Below are 23,466 nucleotides of genomic sequence, written 5' to 3' on the forward strand. Positions count from 1 at the left end.
GTGTCGCGTCCATCCCGATACAACCGGAGCCAACGCCCCATGAACTTCCGCATCGCTTCCCGCCTGTCGGCCGCCCTCGGCACCGCCGCCCTGCTCACCCTGGCCGGCTGCGCCACGCCCGCCATGGGCCCCACGGCATCGGCCGACCTGCTGCCGACCACCGGCAACGCCGTCACCGGCAACGCCGTCACCGGCAATGTGCAGTTCGTGCAGCTGGGCACCATGGTGCGGGTCAACGGCACCATCAAGGGCCTGAAGCCCAATGCCGAGCACGGCTTCCACATCCACGAAAAAGGCGACTGCAGCAGCGGCGACGGCATGAGTGCCGGCGGCCACTTCAACCCCAACGCCGGCGTGCACGGCCATGCGGGCGAGCCCGGCGTGCATGCGGGCGACCTGCCCAGCCTGCATGCGGACGCCACCGGCACCGCCACCTTCAGCGTGGAGCTGCGCGGCGTGACGGTGGGCAGCGGCCCGACCGACGTGGTCGGCCGCGGCCTGATCGTGCATGCGATGCCCGACGACTTCGTCACCCAGCCCACCGGCAATTCCGGCGGCCGGCTGGCCTGCGCGGTGATCGTCAAGCGCTAAGCATCCAGGGCCTGGCGGGCGCGCCACAGGGCCTGGGCGCGCTGCAGGTCTTGCGGTGTGTCGATGTCTTCCAGGGCGCCGGCGTCCGTGCTGGCGATCTCCCTTGCCAGGCCGGCGGCACGCAGCTCGCCGAGGATGGAGCGGGCGCCCTCGTCGCCCGACAGCGCCATCAGCCGCTCGCGCTGAGCGGCGGCAAAACCCACCGGATGGCCGCGCCGTCCATCAACCACCGGAAAGGCCGCCTGCGCGCCCTCCTCCAAGGCCCGGGCCACTTGTTGCATGGTGGCCGGCAGCACCAGCGGCATGTCGGCCGGCAGGATCAGCCAGCCGTCGGCCGCGGCGGTGGCCCGCACCGCGGCGGCCAGCGCATCGCCCATGCCCGGGTGCGAAGCACGCTCCAGATGCCAGGCTAGGCCGCTGGCCTGCGCCGCGTCCAGGGTCCGCGCCAGCACCTCCCGGCCGCCGAGATCGGCCTGCAGCTTGTGCGTGGCGCCGCCGGCCGCCCGAAAACGGCGGCCCTGGCCCGAGGCCAGGATGAGGATGATGGGTTCCATGCGACAAAAGTATCATGCCGACCATGCCCGACACGCCCCTGAACCCCGCCATCGCCGACCTGCGCAAGAGCTACGAGAAAGCCGAGCTCGGCGAACAGGACTCCGACGCCGATCCCCTCCAGCAGTTCGACCGGTGGCTCAATGAAGCCCTGGCCGCCCAGGTGCCCGAGCCCAACGCGATGACACTCGCCACCGTCGGCGGCGACCTGCGGCCCAGCACCCGCATCGTGCTGATCAAGGGCTACGACGCCCGCGGCATCGTCTTCTTCACCAACTACGACAGCAGGAAGGGCCAGGAGCTGGCCGGCAATCCTTACGCAGCGCTGCAGTTCCACTGGGTGGAGCTGGAACGGGTGGTGCGTATCGAGGGCCGCATCGAGCGCACCTCCGCCGAGGAGAGCGATGCCTATTTCGCAAGCCGCCCGCTGGACTCGCGCATCGGCGCCTGGGCCAGCCCGCAGAGCCAGGTGATCTCCAGCCGCGCCGTGCTGGTGGCCAATGCCGCCAAGACCAGTGCGCGTTACCTGCTGAACCCGCCGCGCCCGCCGCACTGGGGCGGTTTCCGCCTGGTGCCGGATGGCTGGGAGTTCTGGCAGGGCAGGAAGAGCCGGCTGCACGACCGCCTGCACTACCGGCAGCAAGGCGGCGCCTGGCAACGCGAGCGGCTGGCGCCCTGAGGGCGCTCAGCAGGCGAAGGTCTTGTGCAGGAAGTAAAGCCATTCCGGTGCCCAGCGGTTGCGAATCCAGTCGATGCGGCACTTCACGCGCTCGTTCAGCCACACCAGGATGTCCTCGTCCGGACGGTTGCCAGCCGCCATCGCGCGGAATGCGCCGGGCAGTTTTTTGGCAAGCTCCTCGTGAACGACGTAGGCATAGCGCTTCGCATGCTGGGTGCGGACAAGCAGCTGCGTGATGCGTGCCAATTGCACATAGTCCGCGATGCGGTTGTAGCGCCGCGCGAACTCGCGGCCGAGCCGGCTGTCCATGCCGCCCAGCGCCCGCACGGCTTCGTCCTTCAGCATGCGGGCCATGCCCAGCTGCGGGCCGCCCTGCGAGATGTCAAAGAGGATGACGCCGATCCGCTCCAGCGTCGCGCCCACCGTCATGTGGCCTGCCGGCGCACTGGGCCGCAGGTCCTTGCGCAGATCGACCGACCAGCTCTGGGCCGCCCGCGGATCGACCGGCCAGCGCATGGCAGCAGCACGCGGCAAACGCCGGGTCCGCACGGCGCCAGGCGTGCTCTGCGGATGTTTCTCGTCGCCGGAGAGGTCAGCCGTTTTGTCGCCGCCCCAGTCAGGATCGACAGGGCCCAGTGCCAGGAGCGCGGCCAAGGTTTCCTCGGCCTTCGCATAGGTGCCCACCACACGCGGATCGCCCCAGGCGACGCGCCGCCCGGCCTGGGGCGGGTCCGGCAGGACGGTTGACTGAGCGCCTGACGGGGCGAAGCTGGAATAAGCAGCGTTGGCGGCGGTGGACTGCAAGACATTCATGGCGATCGCTTTCTCGGATCAAGGAAAGCGAACGATTCTGGAGACGCGATGCCGCCGTGCCCCGCAGGCTCCGAAGGCCCGGACACTGCGCACGAAAGCCGGCGGCGCGGCGCCCCGACCGCTACAGCCCGACGACCGCCAGCAGCATCAGCGGCAGGGTGACCAGCGCCAGCACGGTGGACACCGCCACACTCGCCGTCACCACATCCTCGGCCGTGCGGTAGCGCTGCGAGAACAGAAAGACATTGGCGCCGATCGGCAGCGCGGCCGTCACCACCATCACCTGCAGCGTCACGCCCGACAGGCCCAGCAGCTTGCCCACCAGCAGCATGCCCAGCGGGTGGAGCACGATCTTCACCGAGCTCAGCGCCAGCGCACCGCGCAGCTGGTGGCCGACCCGCGAGAAGGCCAGCGTGACGCCCACCAGCACCAGCGCCACCGGCACCTGGGCGCCGCCCAGGATCAACAGGCCCTGGTCGATCACCTTGGGCAGCGGCAGGCCGGTCAGCGCATAGAGCAGGCCCAGTACGATGGGCAGCGGCACCGGATGCAGGATGCCCTTGCGCACCGCCCGCAGCACCGTGGCCGCCATGTGGTGCTGGCCGCTGCGGCCGGCGGCGGCGTCTTCCCGGGCCACCGCCAGCTCCAGCAGGATGGTGGCGCAGGTCAGCAGCACGAAGGCATGCACCGAGATCAGGGTGAACAGCACCACCAGGCCCGCCTGCCCGAAGGCCAGGCCGACCAGCGGCACGCCGATCATGGTGGTGTTGCTGAAGGTGCCGGCCAGCGCCAGCACGATGCCGTGCCGCCCGAAGCCGCCGCGCGACAGGCTCACGGCGCAGAACACGCAGAAGACCACCGCGAAATAGATGCCGATGGGCCGGAAGTCCAGCTGGTCCACATGCACCGAACTCATGGTGCGAAAGAGCAGCGCCGGCGTCAGCACCAGGAAGGTGAGGTTCGACAGGTCGGGGATCGCGCTGGCCCGGATCCAGCCGCGGATGCCGCAGACATAGCCCACCAGGATGAAGAGAACGACCGGGACGAGTGCGGAAAAGACGGCTTGGAACACGAAGGGCGGGGATGGGCAGGACCAAAGGCAGGCACTGTAGCGCACCGCCCGGGTTTACCCCTAGCGCCGGCTATCTGCGCCACGCGGCCGCCGCCTGGTCGCCCTGCAGGATCTCGCTGTAGCGGTCGTCCTCGCGCAGCAGCGCCACGTCCGATTTCGACAGCCGGGCATCCACCAGCAGCAGCCCTTCGCGCTCGGGCAGCCGGCGCAGGTCGATGACCTCCTGGTCGCCGGCCGTCAGCACCCGCAACACGCCGCCCGCATCGATCAGCGCCACCTGCGTCGGCGGCGCCGCGCCGCGCCGGCCCTGCGGGATGCGGGCTTGTTTGCGCTCGTCCTCCAGCTGGCACCAGGCCTGGATCTCGATGTTGCCGCCCCAGACGCCGGGCACCCGCTGCAGTTCGGCATAGGCCGCGTGGCCCAGGCTGGCGCGCAGAGCTTGCGGCGGCAGCGGCCTTTCCGGCCAGCTGCGGTTCAGCGCCTCGACCATGGCGCGGGCCAGGCGCCGGCCGGACGCGGGGGTGTCGGTCTGGCGGGCCGTGGCGTCGGCGAGATCGTGGCGCAGCTGCTGCAGCTGCCCGGCATCGAGAAGGCCGCCGGACAGGGCCAGCAGGCAGGCATCGCCCTCGGCCGGCAGCTGGCGCAGCTGGTAGCCGGAGCGCTCCAGCCAGGCACGCCAGTCGATGCTCGGCGGGCGGCCGGCCTGCGGCTGCCAGCTCGCCGGTGCATCGCCCGATGGCGGCGGCAGCGCATCCAGCGCCGACAGGAACTGCTCCAGCGTGCCGGCCGGCCGTTGTCCGCCCTCCTGCTTGACCCGCGGCCAGGCCGGCAGCGGCCGCAGCGAATCCGAGACGAAATGGCAGAACTGCACGCCATAGTCCAGGAACAGCTCCCGCCCCGGCCGGATCGCCCGCACCGTCACAATCACCGGCAGGCCGAAAGGCAGGCCCGGCACACGCAGCAGCAGCGCCGCCACATTGGCCGCCTGGCGCAGTTCCCGCGGCGTGCCGCGCAGCCGCCGGGCATTGAGGCTGGCGGCGATATTGCCCTCGGGATAGCCGAAGCAGGTGGCCTCGCGGGCGGGCAGCTCCGCGCAGTCGGCATCGGCCAAACCCACGTAATGGGCATAACGCCAGCAGCCCGGATAACGCAGGTGGTAGGCATCGACCTCGGCCCGGTCGGCGCACACCGTGCCGCCATAGAGGAACAGGACTTCGAAGGCTTCCAGCGCCTGCAGGCTCACCACGCCCTGGCCGCGTTCGGGGCCATCGTCGAGCGTGGTCACGAACTGGAAGCGGCCCGGCACCGGCGATTCGGCCGCGGGTTCGCACAGCAGCCGCCGTGCCTGGGCCTGCAGGCGGCACTTCAGGGTTTCCCGGGCGCGGCGCGGCAGCGCGGCGGCTTCGAGATAGTGGCGCTCGAAATCCGCCCAGGCGGCCGCGGACCATTCGGCCCGGTCCAGCGCCAGGCCCTGGAGCCAGTCGCCGCCCGATGCGGTGGCGGCGCGGATATGGGGCGAGAAACGCTGAACTTCCAGGCCTTCGACATCGTCGTTGTCCGGATCGGGCTTGATCCGCTTGCTGGGCACCGCATCGGCCTGGGCGGTGTTCTGCTGCCGCGCGGCCTGCAGCAGGACCGCCAGCTGTTCGCGCAGCGAGCCCACCAGCGCCGAACCGCCACCCGGCTGCGATCGCGCCGCCAGCACGGCGGCATGGCGCGGCAGCAGGCCGCGCCAGTCCACCGCGTGCGCCATCTCCCGTACCAGCGGATTGCCGGTGCACAGGCGCATCACACGGCAGAACGGATCGATGCCACCGGCCTGGACCACGCAGGCGCGCAGGTCCGCCACGCTGAAATCGGACGAAGCCTCCAGGAAGGCATCGAGTGCCTGCGCCTGTTCGCTCTCGCGGCGGCTCGCCTGGCCCTCGCCCGCCTTCAGCGCCGCCAGCAGGCGGATCAGCCGCGCCAGCGCGGCCTCGTCGGCCTGCGCCAGCGCTTCGTCGCGCGCCCGACGGGCCAGCACCGCCCTGGCCCGCGCCATGCAGTCGGCACGAAACCGCGCCGAGCCGAGCATGTAGCGCTCCAGCATCGAACTGGCATCGTCGGCCAGGGACAGCTCCCAGGCCATCGAGACGGCATGCCAGCTGCCGAGCCGGAAGGCCATCAGCCGCAGGTCCTCCAGGTACTGCGCATCGACGGTGAGCAGCAGGGCCAGGAACTGGTCGCGCACGCCGTCGGCGGCGCTGCGCGCGGCGGCGGCCTCGGCCGCCCGCAGCGCGCGCGGCGTGTTGAGCGGCAGCCGGGCCTCGATGCGCCGGCCCAGGGCGAAGATCTTCTCGACCGGCCCTTGCAGCACGAAGGCCAGCACGTCGCGCACGCCCTCCCAGATCAGGCGCTCATCGGCAGGCAAGGTGTCGAGTTCCTCCACAGGCAGGTCCGGCACGGCGGGCAACTGGTCGACGTCCTCGCGCAAACAGATCTTGGCCTTGTCGATCAGGCTCAGCCGGGCCGGGCGGTTCTCGAGGCCGAGCAAGCGGGCCAGCAAGGCGGGGCTGCTCTTGCGCCGGATGGTCTCGCGGTCGACCGCACCCATGCGTTTGATCTGGGCCAGCGCGCAATGCTGGATGTAGCGGGCCAGGCCCGCCGCCTGCTTGCGCGGCTGTGCATCTTCCGGCGTGGGCGTGGGGCTGCCGGATGCGGGCGCCGTGAAGGCCGGATCGGCCGCGGCGGGCTGCTCCTGGCCCGCCGGCTGCGGCAGCGCAGGGGCCGGCGGGCTGGCCACGGGCGGGGTGTCCGCGGCGCCATCGCTGCTGGGATCGGGCGACCCGCGCGGCTCCTCGGTCGAGATGCGGATCTGTTGGGGGATGTAGGGCGGCAAGCCGGCGCTTTCCAGGGGCATGCGAGGTTGTCGCCGCCCGGCGCCGCGCCCGCCATGGCCGATCCGAAAGCGCCTGCCGGCCGCCGAACACGACGGCCGGCGCGCCTTGCTTAGAAGCTCGCCTGCACACCCACCCGCAGGCTGCGGCCCGGCAGCGGCGCCTTGGGATAGGCGGTGGTGGTCAGGATCGAGGTGGCGCTGTAGGCCAGCTTGTCGGTGATGTTGTCCAGGCGGGCGAACCACAGCAGATTGGTCTTGAGGGCACCGAACTGCGCCTGGGTGCGCCAGCCCAGGGCGGCGTTCCACAGGGTGTACGAGGGCACGGCGCGGTCACCTTCGGGCACCCGGTCCTGCGAGGCCAGGTGGTCGAAGCCGCCGGACAGGCGCCACGGGCCCTGTGCCCAGGCCAGGGTCGCACCCAGGCGTGCCGGCGCGATGCGCGGCAGCGGCTCGCCGGTGTCGCGGTTCTCGGCACGGGTCAGGTCGGCGCGCAGCTGCAGGTCGAGCGTGCCGCCAGCCAGCGGGCCGGTCAGGCCCTGCTCGCCGGCCAGGCGCACCGTGCCGCTGGACTCGATGCCGTAGAAGCGTGCGCGCATGGAGCTGTAGCGGTACTCGGGGAAGGTCTCGATGCTCGCGTCCGTGGGGTTGCGCTCGCCGTCCGCGCTCAGCACATCGTCGGTACGGGCCAGGCCGATGTAGTTGCTGAAGTTGCTGACATAGGCCGTCGCCTTGAAGCGGTTCGGGCCGCTCTTCCATTCGGCGCCCAGGTCCAGGCTGGTGGATTTCTCCACCTGCAGCGAGGTGTCGCCGGTCTCCCAGGCGGCCGTGGCCAGGTGGGGGCCGTTGGCGAAGAGTTCGTAGTCCTTGGGTGCGCGTTCGGTATAGGCCAGGTTGGAGGTCAGCGCCCAGGTCGGCGTGAGGTTGACCAAAGCGCCGGCCGCCGCGCTGTGCGGGTTGAAGCTGTACTTGCCGGATGCGAAACGGTCGATCGAGGGATTGCCGAAGGACTCCACCTCCACATGCTCGGTGCGCGCGCCGAAGTTGAGCTTGCCCCAGGACATCGGCAGCTCCTCATGGATGAAGAGCGCGGTGTTGTGGGTGCGGCTGTAGGGCGCGAAGGCCTCGTCGCCCACGGCCGAGAAGCTGTTCGATTCGACCTGCAGGCCGATCAGGCCCTGGAGCCGGCCGATGGGCAGGTGGCGCGCTTCCAGGCGCAGCTCGTTGCCGCGGTTGCGGAAGGTGGTGCCGGGCTCGCCGCCTTCGTATTCGGTGTGCTCGTAATCGGTGTGGCTGGCCTGCATCTTGATGCTTTCCAGGCCCAGCGCGTTGATGCGGTACTCGCCTTCGAGCGCGTAGCGGTCCGAACGCATGCCGATGGTCACATCGTCTTCGGCCACCGTGCCGTAGCGGCTGCGGTAGGTGCTGACCGAGGCGCCCAGATAGCCGCGGTCGAAGAACATGGTGCCGCCGACCGCGCCGCCGTGGCTCTGGCTTTCCGAGTTGCAGATGCGGCGCGACAGGCCGAGGTTGCTGGGTTTCTCGCAGTCCAGCGCCACCGGCACCCGCACATTGCCGGTGTGGCGGTCGAAGGCATCCACATGCAGGGCGAAGCGTTCGTTGCCGCCCTCCACCATCGCGCTGCCGCCGGCCGCGCGGTTGCCGGTGGCGCCGTCGAGTTGCGCCTTGCCGTCGATGCCGGACAGGGGTTCGCGCGGGATGCGGTTGTCGATCACGTTGACCACGCCGCCCACCGCGCTGCCGCCGTAGAGCAGCGCCGCCGGGCCGCGCAGCACCTCGACACGGTCGATCAGCATCGGCTCGATCGGCACCGCGTGGTCGAAGCTCAGCGAGGAGGCATCGACGGAAGAGCCGCCGTTCTGCAGCACGCGGATGCGGTCGCCGTCCTGGCCGCGGATGATGGGCCGGCTGGCATTGGGGCCGAAATAGGTGCTGGAGACGCCGGGCAGGCCGTCGAGCGTCTCGCCCAGGGTGGGCTTCTGGCGCAGCACCAGGGCGTCGCCCGAGAGCTGCTCGACCGGCTGCACCATGGCGTCGGAGCCCAGCGGGTTGCCGGTGACGGTGACTTCGCGCAGCGTGGAGACCGGAGCGGTGGGAGCCGTGGCGGGAGCGGTCTGGGCCAGCGCAGAGACGGAGATGAGGGAGAGCACGGCGGCGCGCACGGCGCTGGCCTGGAAGGAGACGGACATGGAAAGACACTCGCTGAAATCGAAGCCGGCCGGATGGCGGACGCGGCAGACGGCCCGGTGCCATGAGGAAACCGGCACCGGAGGGGGACGGCGCTTGTCGGGAAGCGCCGGACTTCAGGCGAGTGGAGGCGGCCCGCGGGCGTCGAACAGCGTGGCCCAGCGGCGCAGGCATTCGCCTGCGTGCCAGGCCAGCGTGGCTGCGGGGGGCAGCAATACCGGCGGGAGGGCCGGCAGCGATTGCAGGCCGTCGGCGTGGGAGAGCTGGTCGTAGAGGCGGCAGTCGCCGCTGTGGCTGTGGTCGCCGAAGAGGCGGCGCAGTGCCGAGGGGGCTGCGGCATCGGCCGCTGGCTCCGTTGCCGCTGCTGCCGAAACCACCTGCGGGCGGGCGTGGAAGACCGAGTGCACTGCGCCCAGCCAGGGGGAGGCGAACAGGGCTGCCAGCAGGAGTGCCATCGCCCACGCGGCCAGCCGGGACGCGGGGGGCGTCCTGGGGGGGCTGAGGCTTTGTGACTTGGTCATGGTGGCGGGGAGCCGCCGATTCTCGCCGATATTTGTGACGCTTCTTGACGGGGGGTCCTGGAGGGGGTGGTTACTCCTGCGGAGGGCGGGGCTGGGGCTGCGCGCTCCAGACCGCGCTCACTTTCTTTGCTTCGCCAAAGAAAGTAAGCAAAGAAAGGCGACCCGACACCCGAGGCCCTTCGGGCACCGCTGCGGTACTCGCAAAGGCGGGGTCCACGACAACTCGCTTCGCTCAAACAGGTCGTGGCCCTGATCCGCCTTTGCTCCGTTCCTCGCTCTCGGGCTCACGGGACCCGGGAGCGGGGACAGCCACTGCTTCGCAGGGCGACGGGCCGTCGCTGCGCTCGGCCTCCACTGAAATGCGGCGCACAAGCTGGGGCGGGTATTCATCAGCCACAGGCCGAGCGCAGCGATGGCCCGTTGCGCTGCGAAGCAGCCGCTGTCCCCGCATCCGGGTCCCGTCTGCGGGTGAGCGAGGAGCGCAGCAAAAGCGGATCAGGGCCACGACCTGTTTGAGCGAAGCGAGTTGTCGTGGACCCCGCTTTTGCGAGCACCGCAGCGTGCCCCCTCCGCAGGAGGGGGACTCCCGCAGCCGGGTCGCCTTTCTTTGCTTACTTTCTTTGGCGAAGCAAAGAAAGTGAGCGCGGTCTGGGGCGCGCAGCCCCAGCCCCGCCCTCCGCCAAGGAGAAGAACAAGTCAAGACTTCACATGCCGAGCAAACGTCTTGCGAAACTTCTGCACCTTGGGACTAACAACCATGGCGCAGTACCCTTGACCGGGATGGTTGGCAAAGTAGTTCTGGTGATAAGCCTCCGCAGGCCAGTAATCCGCCAGCGGCAGCACCTCGGTGACGACAGGACTCCCACGGTAGACCCCACTCGAAACCATCTCGGCGATCACGGCATCGGCAACAGCCTTCTGCGCCTCGTCACGGTAGTAAATGCCGCTGCGGTACTGCGTACCGGTATCGTTCCCCTGCCGGTTAAGCGTGGTCGGATCGTGGATCACGAAGAAGATCTCGAAAATCTCCCGCAGCGAGATGAGCTCAGGATCGAACTCCAGCCGCACCACCTCGGCATACCCGGTCTGCCCGGTACAGACATCCTCGTAGCTGGGCTGCCGCGGGTTCTTGCCGTTGGAATAGCCGCTCTCGACCGCGACGACGCCGGCCACTTCGAGAAAGACCGCTTCGGTGCACCAGAAGCAGCCGCCGCCGAGCACGATGGTTTCGGGATTTGCCATGAAATGAATCCTGCCTTTTTTTGATGGAGCCTGAGCACCGGACTTGGGGCCAGCATGCCATGGCGCAAGCCCCCATCGGTGAGCTTTGGTACGCGGGTCACGGCCCTGCCCTAAAATCGCGGGCTTCACGCACTGCGCGACCCGCCGAGAACGCCACGATGTCCCTCCCGCTCAATACGCCCATCACCCACGCCAGCTCGCAAGACCAGGCCCGATTCAACATGATCGAGCAGCAGATCCGGCCCTGGGACGTGTCCGACAACGACGTGCTCGACCTGCTGGCCGTGCTGCGCCGGGAAGACTTCGTGCCCCTGGCCCACCGCAGCCTGGCCTTCATGGACCTGGAACTGCCGCTGCCCGGCGGCCAGAACATGCTGGCCCCGCGCGTCGAGGCCCGCACCCTGCAGGACCTGCGCATCCAGCCGGGCGACTCGGTGCTGGAGATCGGCACCGGCTCCGGCTACATGGCCGCGCTGCTGGCCAGCCGCGCCAAGAAGGTGCTGAGCCTGGAGATCGATCCGGCGCTCGCCGAATTCGCCCGCGAGAACCTGCAGCGTGCCGGCATCGCCAACGCCGAGGTGCGGGTGGCCGACGGCTCCAAGCTGCCGGTGGACGGCGGACCTTTCGACGTGATCGTGCTCAGCGGCTCGGTGGCCCAGGTGCCGGCGGCGCTGCTGGCCCAGCTGAAGGTGGGCGGCCGGCTCGGCGCCATCGTCGGCGAGCTGCCGATGATGCGCACCCACATCATCACCCGCACCGGCGAAGCCAGCTTCGACACCGCCGAGCCCTGGGACACCGTGGCCCAGCGCCTCTCCGGTTTCGCCGAGCATTCGCGTTTCCATTTCTGAGCCAGGACGGTCATTCCATGCACAGCATCGCCCAGCTCCGCCCGGCCGATTTCGACGACTGGGTCGCACAGCATGGCGGGGAGATCCCCGTCCTGCTCGATGTGCGTGAACCCTGGGAGCTGCAGACCGCCAGCGTGCAGCCAGCGGCCGGCTGGCGCCTGGTGGGCATTCCGATGAACGACATCCCGGCACGCCTGGCCGAGCTGGACCCCGACGTGCCGGTGGCCTGCCTGTGCCACCACGGCGCACGCAGCCAGCGGGTGGCGATGTTCCTGGCGGGCAACGGCTTTTCCGCCGTGAGCAACGTGGCCGGCGGCATCGATGCCTGGGCGCGCGAGCGCGACAGCGCCGTGCCGCTCTACTGAGAAGAAGCTTTCTTCAGCCGGCTTTGGCCACCAGCAGCGCGCACAGCGCATCGGCGGTACGGGCCGCCGCGCCGCGGTGGGCGCCGGCAAAGGACAGCGCCGCGCCGCGGGTAATGCCCAGCCGCGCCGGCTCGGCCACCAGCGCCGAGGCCATCTGCACACCCTGGCCCATGTCGGCCACCCGGATCGCAGCGGCGGCTGCTTCGGCCAGGGCTGAGGCCTCGGCGAAGTTGTAGGTGGACGGGCCCATCACCACCGGACAGCCGCAGGCGGCCGCCTCGATCAGGTTCTGGCCGCCAGTCATGCCGAAGCTGCCGCCCAGCAGCGCGGCATCGGCCAGGCTGTAGTAGAGCGCCATCTCGCCCAGGGAATCGCCCAGCCAGACATCGCAGGGCGGCGGCGCGTCGTCAGGCCCCACATCATTCCAGGCGCTGCGGCGCGAGACCTGCAGGCCGCCGTCCTGCAGCAGCCGGGCGACTTCGTCGAAGCGCTGCGGATGGCGCGGCACGATCAGCCACTGCACCGCCGGCCCGATCGGCGGATAGGCGCGCACGGCCTCCAGCCACAAGGCTTCCTCGCCCTCGCGGCTGCTGGCCAGCAGCACCACCGGGCGGCCGGATGCGCGACGCCAGCGGCGGCCGGCTTCCAACTGGACCGGGTTGGGAGCCATGTCGAACTTGAGGTTGCCGAAGACGGCGCTGACCGGCGCGCCGAGTTCACGCAGGCGCTGCGCATCGGCCTCGGACTGCGCCCATACCGCCGCCAGCGCGGCGAAGGCCGGGCGCGCCAGCAGGCCGAGCCGCTGCGCGCTCTGCAGGGATTTATCGCTGAGCCGGGCATTGGCCAGCACCAGCGGCACGCCGGCGGCGCGGCAGCCGGCGGCCAGGTTGGGCCAGACCTCGGTTTCCATCAGCAGACCGGCGTCGGGCCGGAAATGCGTCAGGAAACGCCCGACCGCGCCCGTGGTGTCCCAGGGCAGCCAGGCCTGCAGGTCGCCCGGCACCATCCACTTCAAGCCCTCGGCGCGGCCGGTGGCCGTGCCGTGGGTCAGCAGCAGCTGCACGCCGGGCAGGCGTTCGCGCAGGGCGGCGATCAGCACGCCGGCGGCGCGGGTCTCGCCGAGCGAGACCGCATGGATCCAGACCCGCGGGCCGCTGGCCGGCGCGACTGCTTCGACATAACGGCCGAAGCGCTCCTCCACCGCTTCCAGGTAACCCGGCTCGGCCACGCCGCGCCGCCGCAGCTTGCGCCGCAGCAGGGGCTGGGCAGCGGCCATGCCGGCCGAATACACCGCGCGCAGGGCGCGATCGAAAGGCACCGTGGTCAGTGGGCAGCCGCGCCCAGCTGGGCATCGGGCTTGAAGGTCTTGAGCAGCTTGACCATGACATCCTCGATGCGGTGCATCGCCGCCTCGGTGTGTCCTTCGAAACGCAGCACCAGCACCGGCGTGGTGTTGGAGGCTCGGATCAGGCCGAAGCCGTCGGACCAGTCGACCCGCAGGCCGTCGATGGTGGAGACCTTGGCGTCGCCCTCGAACTTCGTGGCGCTTTCGATGAGCTTCTGCACCACGGCATGGGGTTCGCCCTCGGCGCAGGCCACGTTGAGTTCGGGCGTGGAGAAGCTGGTGGGCAGTTCGTTGAGCACCTTGCTGACGTCCTCGCTGCGGCTCAGGATCTCCAGCAGGCGGCAGCCGGCATAGGTGCCGTCGTCGAAGCCGTACCAGCGTTCCTTGAAGAAGATGTGGCCGCTCATTTCGCCGCCGAGAGGCGAGTTGGTCTCGCGCATCTTGGCCTTGATCAGGGAGTGGCCGGTCTTGAACATCACCGGCTCGCCGCCGGCGGCCGCGATGGCCGGCGCCAGGCGCTGGGTGCACTTCACGTCGAAGATGATCTTGCCGCCGGGCACGCGGGTGAGCACGTCCTGTGCGAACAGCATCATCTGCCGGTCGGGGAAGATGTTCTGGCCGTCCTTGGTGACGATGCCCAAGCGGTCGCCGTCGCCGTCGAAGGCCAGGCCGATCTCGGCGTCGGAGCTCTGCAGGGCGGCGATCACGTCCTTCAGGTTGTCGGGCTTGCTGGGGTCGGGATGGTGGTTGGGGAAGTTGCCGTCCACCTCGCTGAACAGCTCGATCACCTCGCAGCCGATGGCGCGGAAGATGGCGGGCGCCGAGGCACCGGCCACGCCGTTGCCGGAATCGACCACCACCTTGATCGGGCGGGCCAGCTTGATGTCGCCGACGATGCGCGAGATGTAGGCCGGCAGCACGTCGACCTGGCGCACGCTGCCGCCTTCCTGGTGAGGCGCACTGGCGGCGTCCATGGTGCGGCGCAGGGACTGGATCTCCTCGCCGTAGATGGCCTTGCCGGCCAGCACCATCTTGAAGCCGTTGTAGTCCTTGGGGTTGTGGCTGCCGGTGACCTGGATGCCGCTGTGGCAGAGCGTTGCAGCGGCAAAGTACAGGATGGGCGTGGTGACCATGCCCACGTCGATCACCTGGATGCCGGCATCGACCAGGCCGGCGATCAGCGCGGCCGACAGGGCGGGGCCGGACAGGCGGCCGTCGCGGCCCACGGCCACGCTCTTCTCGCCGAGTGCCAGGGCGGCGGCGCCGAAGGCCTGGCCGAGGGCGCGGGCGACTTCCTCGTCGAGGGTGGACGGCACCACGCCGCGAATGTCGTAGGCCTTGAAGATCGACGGGGAAAACGGCATGGAAAGCGCTCCGGATGCGGACGGTTGGATGACAAAAATCGCTGGTGATTGTAGGCAGGACCGAAGCGCTGCGGTGTCGGACATGGGCGCTCCGTGAAGGCTGCATGCAGATGGCCGGAAACGGCCAGTGCCGGGCCGCCGGCTTCGTATCATGGATCGATGCCGAGCACCGACCACTCCCCTGCCCTGCCCGCCGATGCCGACGGCTGCTGGCGCGCGCTGGCCTCGCACGACGCGCGTTTCGACGGGCGCTTCTTCACCGGCGTGACCAGCACCGGCATCTATTGCCGGCCGGTCTGCCGGGTGCGTACGCCGCGGCAGGAGAACTGCCGATTCTTTGCGCTCGCGGCGCAGGCCGAGCAGGCGGGTTTCCGCCCCTGCCTGCGCTGCCGGCCGGAACTCGCACCGCCGCCCGGCGCCGCCGCGGCCTGGAGCATGCACGACGCCGCCGGCCTGCTGGCCCACGAGGCCGCACGCTGGCTGGACGATCCGCAGCACTGGCAGGACGAGACCGGCACCAGCCTGCTGGCCCGCGCCGCCGCCCACCTGGGTGTGGGTGACCGCCATCTGCGGCGGGTGTTCCAGGCGAGCTTCGGCGTGTCGGCACTGCAGTACCTGCAGACCCGCCGCCTGCTGGCCGCCAAGCAGCTGCTGACCGACACCCGCCTGCCGGTCGCCACCATCGCCCAGGCCAGCGGCTTCGCCAGCCAACGCCGCTTCAACGCCGCCTTCCTGCAGCACTACCGGCTCAACCCGACCCAGCTGCGGCGCGAGGGCGGCGGCAGCGATCCGCTGGCCACGGTGCGCCTGCCCTGGCGCGCGCCCTACGATGCGGCCGGCATGCTGGCCTTCTTTAAAAAGCGGCTGGTGAGCGGACTGGAGACGCTGGTGGAGGACGGGCGCCAGCCCTGGCTCACCCGCACGCTGCGCCTGGGCCGCTGCACCGGCTGGCTGCAGATCGCCTTCGACCACGCCGGACAGCAGCTGCTGCTGCGGGTGGGCGAAGGCCTGGCGCCTGCGCTGCCCGCGCTGATCCCGCGGATGCGCGCCATGTTCGACCTAGACGCCGACCCGGCCGCGATCGATGCGGTGCTGCTGCCGCATTTCCCCGGCAGCGCCGGCATGCGGGTGCCGGGCGCGCTGGACGGCTTCGAGCTGGCGGTGCGCGCCATCCTCGGCCAGCAGGTGACGGTGGCCGCCGCGCACACCGTGTGCGGCCGGCTGGTGGCCCGCTACGGCGAGCCGGTGCAGACGCCATTCCCGGGAGTGAACAGGCTCTTTCCCACGCCGGCCGCCCTGGCCCTGGCCGATGGCGACGCGCTCGGCAGCCTGGGCATCGTGCGCCAGCGCCAGGGCGCCATCGTGGCCCTCGCGCGCGAATGCGAGGCCGGCCGGCTCGCCCTGCGGCCGGGCGATGCGCCGGAGCCGGCCATGGCCGCCCTGCGCGCCCTGCCCGGCATCGGCGACTGGACCGCGCAATACATCGCCATGCGCGCGTTGCGCTGGCCCGATGCCTTTCCGGCCGGCGACGTGGCGCTGCAGAAGGCCCTGGGCGTGCGCGGCGCGCCCAAACCGGCGCAGGCCGCCATCGACGCATCGCAGGCCTGGCGCCCCTGGCGCAGCTATGCGGTGCTGCGCGCCTGGCACGGCACGCCCGAAGCGACAATTCCCCCAGACCCATCCGGAGAGACAAGCCCATGAAATATGCCCAGGACACCGTGCAGCGCCGCTGGATCAGCCCGCTCGGCGCCATCGACCTCGCCGCCACGCCGCGCGGCCTGGCCGGCCTCTGGTTCGACGACCACAAATACCGCCCCGCCGCGCTGGACGCGCCCGACGGCTGGCCGCGCCATGACGGGCCGCATGCCGTGCTGGACGCCACCGAGCGCGAGCTGCAGGCCTATTTCGACGGCCGGCTGCAGCGCTTCGAAGTGCCGATCGAACTGCCGGCCGGGACGGAGTTCCAGATGGCCGTGTGGGCCGGCCTGCTCAAGCTCGATCATGGCCAGACCTGCAGCTACGGCGCGCTGGCCGTGGCGACCGGCAGGCCTTCGGCGGTACGCGCGGTGGGCGCGGCCGTAGGCCGCAACCCGGTCTCCATCCTGGTGCCCTGCCACCGGGTGGTGGGCGGCGCCGGCGCGCTGACCGGTTATGCCGGCGGACTGCCGCGCAAGTCGGCGCTGCTGGCACTGGAGCAGCCCCAGCGCAACCTGACCGGGCTGGAGCGGCAAGGGTCGGCGGCATGAACGATGGCTCGCGCGGCTGGCTCGGCAGCTTCATCGCCCTGGCGGCCATCTGGGGCGCCTCATTTCTCTTCATGCGCATGGGCGCGGCGGAATTCGGCCCCTTCGCCACGGCGGGACTGCGGGTTGGCCTGGCGGCCCTGGTGCTGGCGCCGGCCCTCTGGCTGCAGCGGCCGGCCAGCGGCATGACGGCCCGACGCTGGGCCTGGCTGATCGCCACCGGCGCCTTCAACTCGGGCATCCCCTTCGCATTGTTCTCGTACGCGGTGCTGCACCAGCCGACCGGGCTGACCTCCATCCTCAACGCCACCGCGCCGCTGTTCGGCGCCCTGGTGGCCTGGGCCTGGCTGGGCGAGCGGCCGGATATCTCGCGCTGCATCGGCCTGGCCGTCGGCTTCGGCGGCGTGGCGCTGATCGCCCAGGGCGGCGGCCGGCTGGACGGCAGCATCGGCCTGCTGCCGGTGCTGGCCTGCCTGGGCGCCACGCTCTGCTACGGCATCGGCGCGACGATGGCGCGGCTGCACCTCAAGGGCCTGTCGCCGCTGTTCAGCACCGCCGGCAGCCTGGCCGGCGCCACCCTGGTACTGGCCCTGCCCACGGTGCTGGACTGGCCCGCCCGGCCGCCCGGCACCAGCGCCTGGATGGCGGTGCTGGCGCTGGCCCTGCTGTGTTCGGCCCTGGCCTATTTCCTGTATTACCGGCTGATCCAGCGGGCCGGCGCGGCGCGCGCCATGACGGTGACCTTCCTGATCCCGGTGTTCGGCGTGAGTTACGGCGCGGTGCTGCTGCAGGAGCCGGTCACCGCCACCACCATCGTCGGCGGCCTGGTGGTGCTGGCCGGCACGCTGCTGGCGAGCGGGCTGGTGCGGCTGCCGCGGCCGCACGAGGTGTGAATCAGAGGGCGGACGCCAGCGCGTTGATGCCCAGCGCCAGCAGCACCACGTTGAAGACGAAGGCCAGCAAGGCATGCACCGTGGTCAGCCGACGCATGCGGCCGGTGGTGACCTGCACATCCGAGACCTGCGAGGTCATGCCGATCACCAGCGCGTGATAGAGGAAGTCGAAATACTCCGGATCTTCCGGACCGGGGAAATCCAGCCCCGCGCTGTCGGCGGCGTTCTCGGCCTTCTCGTCCTCGCTCTGGTAGTAGAGATGGGAATAGTGGAAGGCGAACAGGCTGTGGATCCACAACCAGGACGCCGCCAGCGCCAGCGCCGACAGCAGCAGTTGCAGCACCCGCTGTGCCGGCGGCAGGTTCTTGGCATGGCCGATCAGCAGCACGATGGCCGCCACGCTGGCGCACAGGGCCACCACCATCACCAGGAACAGCACCCAGGCGGATTCGTCCTGCGCCTTGGCGCGCTCGCGGATGCGGCAGGCATCGAAGCCGCTGGCCAGGCGCGCGGCCAGGCCCAGGTCGATGGCCGCGGCGGCGATCCAGGCGAGCAGGCCGCGGGCCGGCCATTCGATGGGCAGGGGCAGCAGGGCGACCACGATGAAGGCCAGGGCGGCATAGGCCAGGCGCTGCGGGCCGGTGGTTTCGGAGAAGTGCATCGAAGGATTGTGACGCGGGGTCGGCGTGGCTGACGAGCGGGATGCACGGCCGAAAACAATTCGGCCTACCGCAACTTCGGACTTGTTTTTATGTATTCTGCAGGATACATTCTCAGCTTCACCGTGCAGACCACCCGCGCCTTTGGCGAATGGCTCGACGGCCTGCGGGATGCACGGGCCAAAGCCGCCGTCGCCCGCCGGCTCAAACGCATGCAGGCAGGCAATTTTGGCGACATGAAGCCGGTGGGCGATGGCGTATCGGAGCTGCGCGTGGACGTCGGCCCAGGCTATCGCGTCTACTTCGTGCAGCGCGGTCAGCGGCTGGTGGTGGTCCTGGCGGGCGGAGACAAGTCCAGCCAGGACCGGGACATCCAACGGGCGAAAGCCCTGGCAAAGGAACTGTGAAGATGGAACTCAAGGAATTCGACATCGCCGATTACCTGGACAGCCCGGAAGTCATCGCCGAATACCTGTCCCAGATACTCGAGGACGGCGATCCCGCCGAACTGGTGGATGCACTGGGCGATGTGGCACGTGCGACCGGCATGTCCCATATTGCCGAGCTCACCGGCCTGGGACGCGAAAGCCTCTACAAGACTTTCAAGGAAGGCACCCAGCCGCGCTTCGATACCGTGGTGAAGGTATTGAAGGCCGCCGGCCTGCAATTGACAATCGTCCCGGCACGCCATGCGCGTGCAAGCGGCGGCTCATCACAAGGTCTTGGTTAGCCCTCGCCCCACCGCCTCCCGCACCTGCTGCAGCGCCCCCGGGTCCTCCAGCGTGCTGAGATCCCCGGTATCCCGCCCCTCACATACCGCCTGGATCGCCCGCCGCAGCAGTTTGCCGCTGCGTGTCTTGGGCAGCAGCCCCACGAAGACCACCCGCGAGGGCCGCGCAATCGCCCCCAGCTGGGCGCCGACATGCGCCAGCAGTTCGGCCTCGAGGGCCGCGGCCCGGGCCGGATCGCCGCCGGCCGCCGCATCGCGCGGCACCACCACCGCCAGCGCGGCCTGGCCCTTGACCGCGTCGGCCACACCCACCACCGCGACTTCCGCCACGCCGGCATGGCCGGCCAGCACCTCCTCGATCTCGCGGGTGCCCAGGCGGTGGCCGGCCACGTTGATCACGTCGTCGGTGCGGCCCAGGATGAAGTAATAGCCGTCCTCGTCGCGCACGCCCCAGTCGAAGGTGTTGTAGACGAAGCGGCCGGGCAGGCTCTTCCAGTAGGTGTCGACGAAGCGTTCGTCGTCGCGCCACACCGTCTGCATGCAGCCGGGCGGCAGCGGGCCTTCGATGGCGATCACGCCCTTCTGTCCTGCACCCTGCAGGTCTTGCCCGGTGGCCTCGTCGATCAGGCGCAGGTCGTAGCCGTACATCGGCACGCCCGGGCTGCCGATGCGGCCGGCCGAGCGCTCCACGCCGTTGGCGATGGTCATGATCGGCCAGCCGCTTTCGGTCTGCCAGTAGTTGTCGACGACGGGCACGCCCAGCGCGTCCTGGATCCACCGTGCGGTCGGCTCGTCCAGCGGCTCGCCGGCCAGCCAGAGCGCCCGCAGGCTGGAGATGTCGTAGCGCTTGAGATGCTCCGGATCCTGCCGCCGCAGCACCCGGATCGCCGTCGGCGCCGAGAACATGTGGGTGACGCCATGCCGCTGCACCAGCCGCCACCAGACGGCCGGATCGGGCGTGGCGCCCGCCGCCACCGGCAGGCCTTCGTAGACCAGGGTGGTCATGCCCGCGATCAGCGGGCCGTAGACGATGTAGCTGTGGCCCACCACCCAGCCGATGTCGCTGGTGCAGAAGAAGGTCTGGCCGCCGCGCGCATCGAAGATGTGACGCATGCTGGCCGCCAGCGCCACGGCGTAGCCGCCGGTGTCGCGCTGCACGCCCTTGGGCCGGCCGGTGGTGCCGCTGGTGTAGAGGGTGTAGCTGGGATGGGTGGCGTCCACCCATTCGCAGGGCACCACCGCATCGGCGTGGGCCTGGCGCAGTTCGCTCCAGAGCAGGTCGCGGCCCGGCTGCAGCGGCAACGGCGCCAAGCCGCGATCGACCAGCAGCACCTGCGCGGGCGGCCGGGTGGCGCGCTGCAGGGCTTCATCCAGCAAGGGCTTGTAGGCCAGCACCCGGCCGCCACGGGAGCCGGCATCGGCGCTCACCACCACCCGCGGCTCGGCATCGTCGATGCGTGCTGCCAGCGCGGCCGGTGCGAAGCCGCCGAAGACCACCGTGTGCAGGGCTCCCAGCCGCACGCAGGCCAGCATCGCGAAGACCGCCTCGGCGATCATGGGCATGTAGATCAGCACCCGGTCGCCGCGCACCACGCCCAGTGATTGCAGCGCGGCAGCCATGGCATTGACCTCGCGGTGCAGCTCCTCGTACGTGTAGCTGCGTTCGGTGCCGATCTCGCTGGAAATGGCCACCAGCGCCGGCTGCGCCGCCCGCAGCGCCAGATGGCGGTCGACCGCGTTGTGGCAGAGGTTGGTGGTGCCGCCCTCGAACCAGCGGGCGAAGGGCGGGCGGCTCCAGTCGCAGATTTGCTGCGGCGGCGTGTGCCAGTCGATGAGCCGGGCCTGCTCGGCCCAGAAGGTGTCGCGCTCTTCGATGGAGCGGCGGTGGAAGTCCGCGAAGGTCGTCATGGGCTGTCTCCTGCAGCCGATTATTCGAGACCTTCTTGCGCCGCGCTGACGCGGCGCGGCCTATTTGATCAGGGCTTGTACCTGCTTGAACAGCGGATGCTCGGCGCCGCCCAGCCATTCGAAGAGCACCATTTCCGTGGTCACCAGCTCGGCGCCGGCGCCGGCCAGGCGGTCGAAGGCGGCATCGCGGTTGCGTTCGGTGCGTGAGGCGCAGGCATCGGTCACCACCCAGACATCGAATTCGTCGTCCAGCAGGTCGAGCGCCGTCTGCAACAGGCAGATGTGGGCCTCGCAGCCGGCCAGCACGATGCTGCCCCGGCCGGGTGCCTGCTCCTGCGGCTTCTGCAGGTGGCGCGGCAGGCTGCGCGCATTGCCCTGGGGCGCGGTCTTCTGCGGCGGGCGCAGCCATTCGGTCAGGCCTTCGGCGCAGGCGCTGAATTCCATCTTGGCCAGCACCCGGCGGCAGCGTTCGCGCAGCTCGGGCGGCAGCGCACCGAGCTTGGACGGATTCTGCTCGGTACCCCAGACCGGCACTTCCAGCAGCTGCGCCGCTTCTGCCAGGCGGGCGGCGTTGGCCAGCACCGCATCGGCATCGCCCATGGCGGGCATCAGGCGGGCCTGGTAGTCGATCAGGACGAGTTGGGATTCGGAAACGTCGAGCAGCATGGCGGGGCTTGTCTGAGAGAAGGCCGGCGATTAGAACCGAAACCGGCGCCCTACTTCACCGGGTCCAGCCGCAGCAGCCGGCCGCTGGGGTTGTCGGTGAGCACATAGAGCAGGCCGTCCGGGCACTGGCGCACGTCGCGGATGCGTTCCTTGAGGTCGGCCAGCAGCTTGTGTTCGGACTGCACCTTGCCGCCCGACAGCACGATGCGGTCCAGGTAGCGGAACTTGAGCGAGCCCACGAAGAGGTTGCCGCGCCAGGCCGTGCCGTAGCGCAGGCTGCCGAGGAAGGCCATGCCGGACGGCGCTATGGATGGCGTCCATTGGTGCAGCGGCTGCTCCATGCCTTCCTGCGCGGTGATGCCGGCGCCGATCTTGCCGCCGCCGTAGTTCTCGCCGTAGGTGATCACCGGCCAGCCATAGTTGCGGCCGGCCACCGGCAGGTTGATCTCGTCGCCGCCCTGCGGACCGTGCTCGTGCGTCCAGAGCCGGCCGTCCGGGCCGATGACGGCGCCCTGCACATTGCGGTGGCCGTAGCTCCAGATCTCCGGCAGCGCGCCGGGGCGGTTCACGAAGGGATTGCCCTTGGGCACCGAGCCGTCCTTGGCGATGCGCACGATCTTGCCCAGGTGGTTGTCGAGCTTCTGCGCCTCTTCCTTCTCGCTGAAGCGTTCGCCCAGGGTGAGGAACAGGTTGCCGTCGCTGGCCTCGACGATCCGGCAACCGAAGTGGCTGCCGCTGTCCACCTTGGGCGTCTGGCGGAAGATGACCTGCACATCCTCCAGCGCATCCTGCTTGCGCGACAGGCGGGCGCTGGCCAGCGCCGTGCCGTTGCTGCTGCCCTCGCCCGGCTCGGAGTAGCAGAAGAAGATCTGGCGGTTGTGGGCGAAGTCCTTGTCGGTGACCACATCCAGCAGCCCGCCCTGACCGCCCGTGGCCACCGCCGGCACGCCGGCGATGGGCGCGCCGACCTTGCCGTCCGCGCCGACCAGCCGCATCGTGCCCGGGCGCTCCGTCACCAGATACTGCGATCCGGGGAGAAAGGCCACGGCCCACGGATATTTCAGGCCTTGGGCCACCGTGACGGCGCGCACCGAGGTCTCCGCGGCGATGGCGCCGTGGGCCGCCAGCAGGCCTGCCAGGCAGTACATCAGAGGAGAACCCGGTCGAGAACGCAGTCGCAGAGGCATCGCTTCGTCGCTTTTTTGCAAAAAATTTTGTTTGTGCGCTTGACGATAACCGATGACTGAGAGCATGTAACCATCCTTGACGTAGGCGGCGTCTGACGACAGAATCCGCACCCATGCCCAAGAAAGCCCTGTGCGTCCTGTTGTTGTCGTGTGCCGCCGCTCTAGCCAACGCCGCTCCTACCACCACCGCCGAACAACCTGACGAACTGGCCGCCCTGGTCGCACAGAAGGGCCTGATGGGCCATCTGCGCGATGTGCAGAGCTCGGTGACCGAACGGGCCTCCGACCTCGTCGTGAACGCCATGGGCTTCATCGGCGTGCCCTACCGCCGCGGCGGCAGCAGCGAAAAGGGCGTGGATTGCAGCGGTTTTGTCCGCACCATCTACGAACAGACCGTCGGCCTGCTGCTCCCGCACCGCGCCGCCGAGCAGGCAGCCAGCACCCAGAAGATCGACCGCGACGACCTGAAGCCCGGCGATCTGGTCTTCTTCAACACGATGCGTCGCGCCTTCAGCCACGTGGGCATCTACGTCGGCGACAACAAATTCATCCACGCGCCCAAGCCCGGCGCCAAGGTGCGTGTGGAAGACATGCGCATCGGCTACTGGAATGCGCGTTTCGACGGCGCCCGCCGTGTGGAAGGCGGCGACGAGGCCGCGGCAGCGGTGGCCGCCAGCGCCAACCTGCCCGCCACGCGCTGAAGGA

The 23,466-nt window shown here is 70.1% G+C and carries 23 protein-coding genes; 10 read left to right on the forward strand and 13 right to left on the reverse strand.

Annotation, left to right across the window (positions count from 1 at the left end; translation table 11 throughout):
- The first annotated feature begins 39 nt into the window (after positions 1 to 39).
- Complete coding sequence (locus tag GT347_RS03650; RefSeq protein ID WP_160550668.1) at positions 40 to 591, forward strand: superoxide dismutase family protein; 552 nt, start codon at positions 40 to 42, stop codon at positions 589 to 591.
- On the opposite strand, the gene GT347_RS03655 is transcribed toward GT347_RS03650, so the two are convergent.
- Complete coding sequence (locus tag GT347_RS03655) at positions 588 to 1,145, reverse strand: nucleotidyltransferase family protein (RefSeq protein WP_160550669.1); 558 nt, start codon at positions 1,143 to 1,145, stop codon at positions 588 to 590. The genes GT347_RS03650 and GT347_RS03655 overlap by 4 nt on opposite strands.
- A gap of 14 nt (positions 1,146 to 1,159) precedes the next feature.
- Here GT347_RS03655 and pdxH point away from each other — a divergent pair, with 14 nt between their 5' ends.
- A complete protein-coding gene (gene pdxH, locus GT347_RS03660; protein ID WP_407704135.1) occupies positions 1,160 to 1,822 on the forward strand; it encodes a pyridoxamine 5'-phosphate oxidase in 663 nt (220 codons plus the stop codon).
- 6 nt (positions 1,823 to 1,828) lie between these two features.
- On the opposite strand, the gene GT347_RS03665 is transcribed toward pdxH, so the two are convergent.
- The 6 genes from GT347_RS03665 to msrA form a co-directional block, all read right to left on the reverse strand.
- Entirely contained in the window at positions 1,829 to 2,635 is an 807-nt protein-coding gene (locus GT347_RS03665; protein ID WP_160550671.1) for a hypothetical protein, read from the reverse strand.
- 121 nt (positions 2,636 to 2,756) lie between these two features.
- Positions 2,757 to 3,707, reverse strand: coding sequence for an AEC family transporter (locus GT347_RS03670; RefSeq protein WP_160550672.1), 951 nt, complete (start codon positions 3,705 to 3,707; stop codon positions 2,757 to 2,759).
- Positions 3,708 to 3,777: 70 nt separating this feature from the next.
- On the reverse strand, positions 3,778 to 6,606 hold the full coding sequence (locus GT347_RS03675) for an SET domain-containing protein (RefSeq protein ID WP_160550673.1): 2,829 nt from the start codon (positions 6,604 to 6,606) through the stop codon (positions 3,778 to 3,780).
- Positions 6,607 to 6,695: 89 nt separating this feature from the next.
- On the reverse strand, positions 6,696 to 8,792 hold the full coding sequence (locus GT347_RS03680) for a TonB-dependent receptor (protein ID WP_160550674.1): 2,097 nt from the start codon (positions 8,790 to 8,792) through the stop codon (positions 6,696 to 6,698).
- A gap of 114 nt (positions 8,793 to 8,906) precedes the next feature.
- The gene (locus tag GT347_RS03685) at positions 8,907 to 9,245 is read right to left on the reverse strand and encodes a hypothetical protein (RefSeq protein ID WP_229722664.1); all 339 of its coding nucleotides are present in this window, start codon (positions 9,243 to 9,245) and stop codon (positions 8,907 to 8,909) included.
- A 762-nt stretch (positions 9,246 to 10,007) separates the two neighbouring features.
- Positions 10,008 to 10,553 (reverse strand): peptide-methionine (S)-S-oxide reductase MsrA, encoded by a 546-nt coding sequence (gene msrA / locus GT347_RS03690; RefSeq protein WP_160550676.1) that lies wholly within the window; start codon positions 10,551 to 10,553, stop codon positions 10,008 to 10,010.
- 158 nt (positions 10,554 to 10,711) lie between these two features.
- On the opposite strand from msrA, the gene GT347_RS03695 reads away from it, so the two are divergent.
- The gene (locus GT347_RS03695; protein ID WP_160550677.1) at positions 10,712 to 11,401 is read left to right on the forward strand and encodes a protein-L-isoaspartate O-methyltransferase family protein; all 690 of its coding nucleotides are present in this window, start codon (positions 10,712 to 10,714) and stop codon (positions 11,399 to 11,401) included.
- 17 nt (positions 11,402 to 11,418) lie between these two features.
- On the forward strand, positions 11,419 to 11,766 hold the full coding sequence (locus tag GT347_RS03700) for a rhodanese-like domain-containing protein (protein WP_160550678.1): 348 nt from the start codon (positions 11,419 to 11,421) through the stop codon (positions 11,764 to 11,766).
- 13 nt (positions 11,767 to 11,779) lie between these two features.
- Here GT347_RS03700 and GT347_RS03705 read toward each other — a convergent pair whose 3' ends face one another.
- Both GT347_RS03705 and GT347_RS03710 read right to left on the reverse strand, forming a co-directional pair.
- The gene (locus GT347_RS03705) at positions 11,780 to 13,042 is read right to left on the reverse strand and encodes a 3-deoxy-D-manno-octulosonic acid transferase (protein ID WP_160555208.1); all 1,263 of its coding nucleotides are present in this window, start codon (positions 13,040 to 13,042) and stop codon (positions 11,780 to 11,782) included.
- 47 nt (positions 13,043 to 13,089) lie between these two features.
- Entirely contained in the window at positions 13,090 to 14,475 is a 1,386-nt protein-coding gene (locus GT347_RS03710; protein WP_160550679.1) for a phosphomannomutase/phosphoglucomutase, read from the reverse strand.
- Positions 14,476 to 14,634: 159 nt separating this feature from the next.
- Between GT347_RS03710 and GT347_RS03715 the strand changes: the two genes are divergently transcribed.
- Genes GT347_RS03715 through GT347_RS03725 form a run of 3 tightly spaced genes read left to right on the forward strand, consistent with a single transcriptional unit; the run spans position 14,635 to position 17,611 of the window.
- Positions 14,635 to 16,176: a DNA-3-methyladenine glycosylase 2 family protein gene (locus GT347_RS03715; protein ID WP_160550680.1), complete on the forward strand. Its 1,542-nt coding sequence runs from the start codon at positions 14,635 to 14,637 to the stop codon at positions 16,174 to 16,176.
- The gene (locus tag GT347_RS03720; protein WP_160550681.1) at positions 16,173 to 16,721 is read left to right on the forward strand and encodes a methylated-DNA--[protein]-cysteine S-methyltransferase; all 549 of its coding nucleotides are present in this window, start codon (positions 16,173 to 16,175) and stop codon (positions 16,719 to 16,721) included. Before GT347_RS03715 ends, GT347_RS03720 begins: the two co-directional genes overlap by 4 nt.
- Entirely contained in the window at positions 16,718 to 17,611 is an 894-nt protein-coding gene (locus tag GT347_RS03725; protein ID WP_160550682.1) for a DMT family transporter, read from the forward strand. The genes GT347_RS03720 and GT347_RS03725 overlap by 4 nt, the downstream gene beginning before the upstream one ends.
- A gap of 1 nt (position 17,612) precedes the next feature.
- Here the strand turns inward: GT347_RS03725 and GT347_RS03730 are convergent, their stop codons facing one another.
- On the reverse strand, positions 17,613 to 18,272 hold the full coding sequence (locus GT347_RS03730; RefSeq protein ID WP_160550683.1) for a DUF1345 domain-containing protein: 660 nt from the start codon (positions 18,270 to 18,272) through the stop codon (positions 17,613 to 17,615).
- Between the two features lie 90 nt (positions 18,273 to 18,362).
- Here GT347_RS03730 and GT347_RS03735 point away from each other — a divergent pair, with 90 nt between their 5' ends.
- Complete coding sequence (locus tag GT347_RS03735; protein ID WP_160550684.1) at positions 18,363 to 18,677, forward strand: type II toxin-antitoxin system RelE/ParE family toxin; 315 nt, start codon at positions 18,363 to 18,365, stop codon at positions 18,675 to 18,677.
- Between the two features lie 2 nt (positions 18,678 to 18,679).
- Positions 18,680 to 19,000 carry an addiction module antidote protein gene (locus GT347_RS03740; protein WP_160550685.1) on the forward strand — a complete coding sequence of 107 codons (321 nt, stop codon included), beginning with the start codon at positions 18,680 to 18,682 and terminating at the stop codon, positions 18,998 to 19,000.
- Here GT347_RS03740 and GT347_RS03745 read toward each other — a convergent pair.
- Genes GT347_RS03745 through GT347_RS03755 form a run of 3 tightly spaced genes read right to left on the reverse strand, consistent with a single transcriptional unit; the run spans position 18,983 to position 22,722 of the window.
- Positions 18,983 to 20,908: a propionate--CoA ligase gene (locus GT347_RS03745; RefSeq protein ID WP_160550686.1), complete on the reverse strand. Its 1,926-nt coding sequence runs from the start codon at positions 20,906 to 20,908 to the stop codon at positions 18,983 to 18,985. The two genes, GT347_RS03740 and GT347_RS03745, sit on opposite strands and share 18 nt — an antisense overlap.
- Before the next feature lie 60 nt (positions 20,909 to 20,968).
- Positions 20,969 to 21,574, reverse strand: a complete 606-nt coding sequence (locus tag GT347_RS03750; RefSeq protein ID WP_160550687.1) for an isochorismatase family protein — start codon at positions 21,572 to 21,574, stop codon at positions 20,969 to 20,971.
- Between the two features lie 50 nt (positions 21,575 to 21,624).
- Positions 21,625 to 22,722 carry a PQQ-dependent sugar dehydrogenase gene (locus GT347_RS03755; RefSeq protein WP_195812397.1) on the reverse strand — a complete coding sequence of 366 codons (1,098 nt, stop codon included), beginning with the start codon at positions 22,720 to 22,722 and terminating at the stop codon, positions 21,625 to 21,627.
- A 152-nt stretch (positions 22,723 to 22,874) separates the two neighbouring features.
- Here GT347_RS03755 and GT347_RS03760 point away from each other — a divergent pair, with 152 nt between their 5' ends.
- The gene (locus GT347_RS03760; RefSeq protein WP_160550689.1) at positions 22,875 to 23,462 is read left to right on the forward strand and encodes a C40 family peptidase; all 588 of its coding nucleotides are present in this window, start codon (positions 22,875 to 22,877) and stop codon (positions 23,460 to 23,462) included.
- Positions 23,463 to 23,466 lie beyond the last annotated feature (4 nt).

It is taken from the genome of Xylophilus rhododendri, from assembly GCF_009906855.1.
GTDB lineage: Bacteria > Pseudomonadota > Gammaproteobacteria > Burkholderiales > Burkholderiaceae_C > Xylophilus > Xylophilus rhododendri.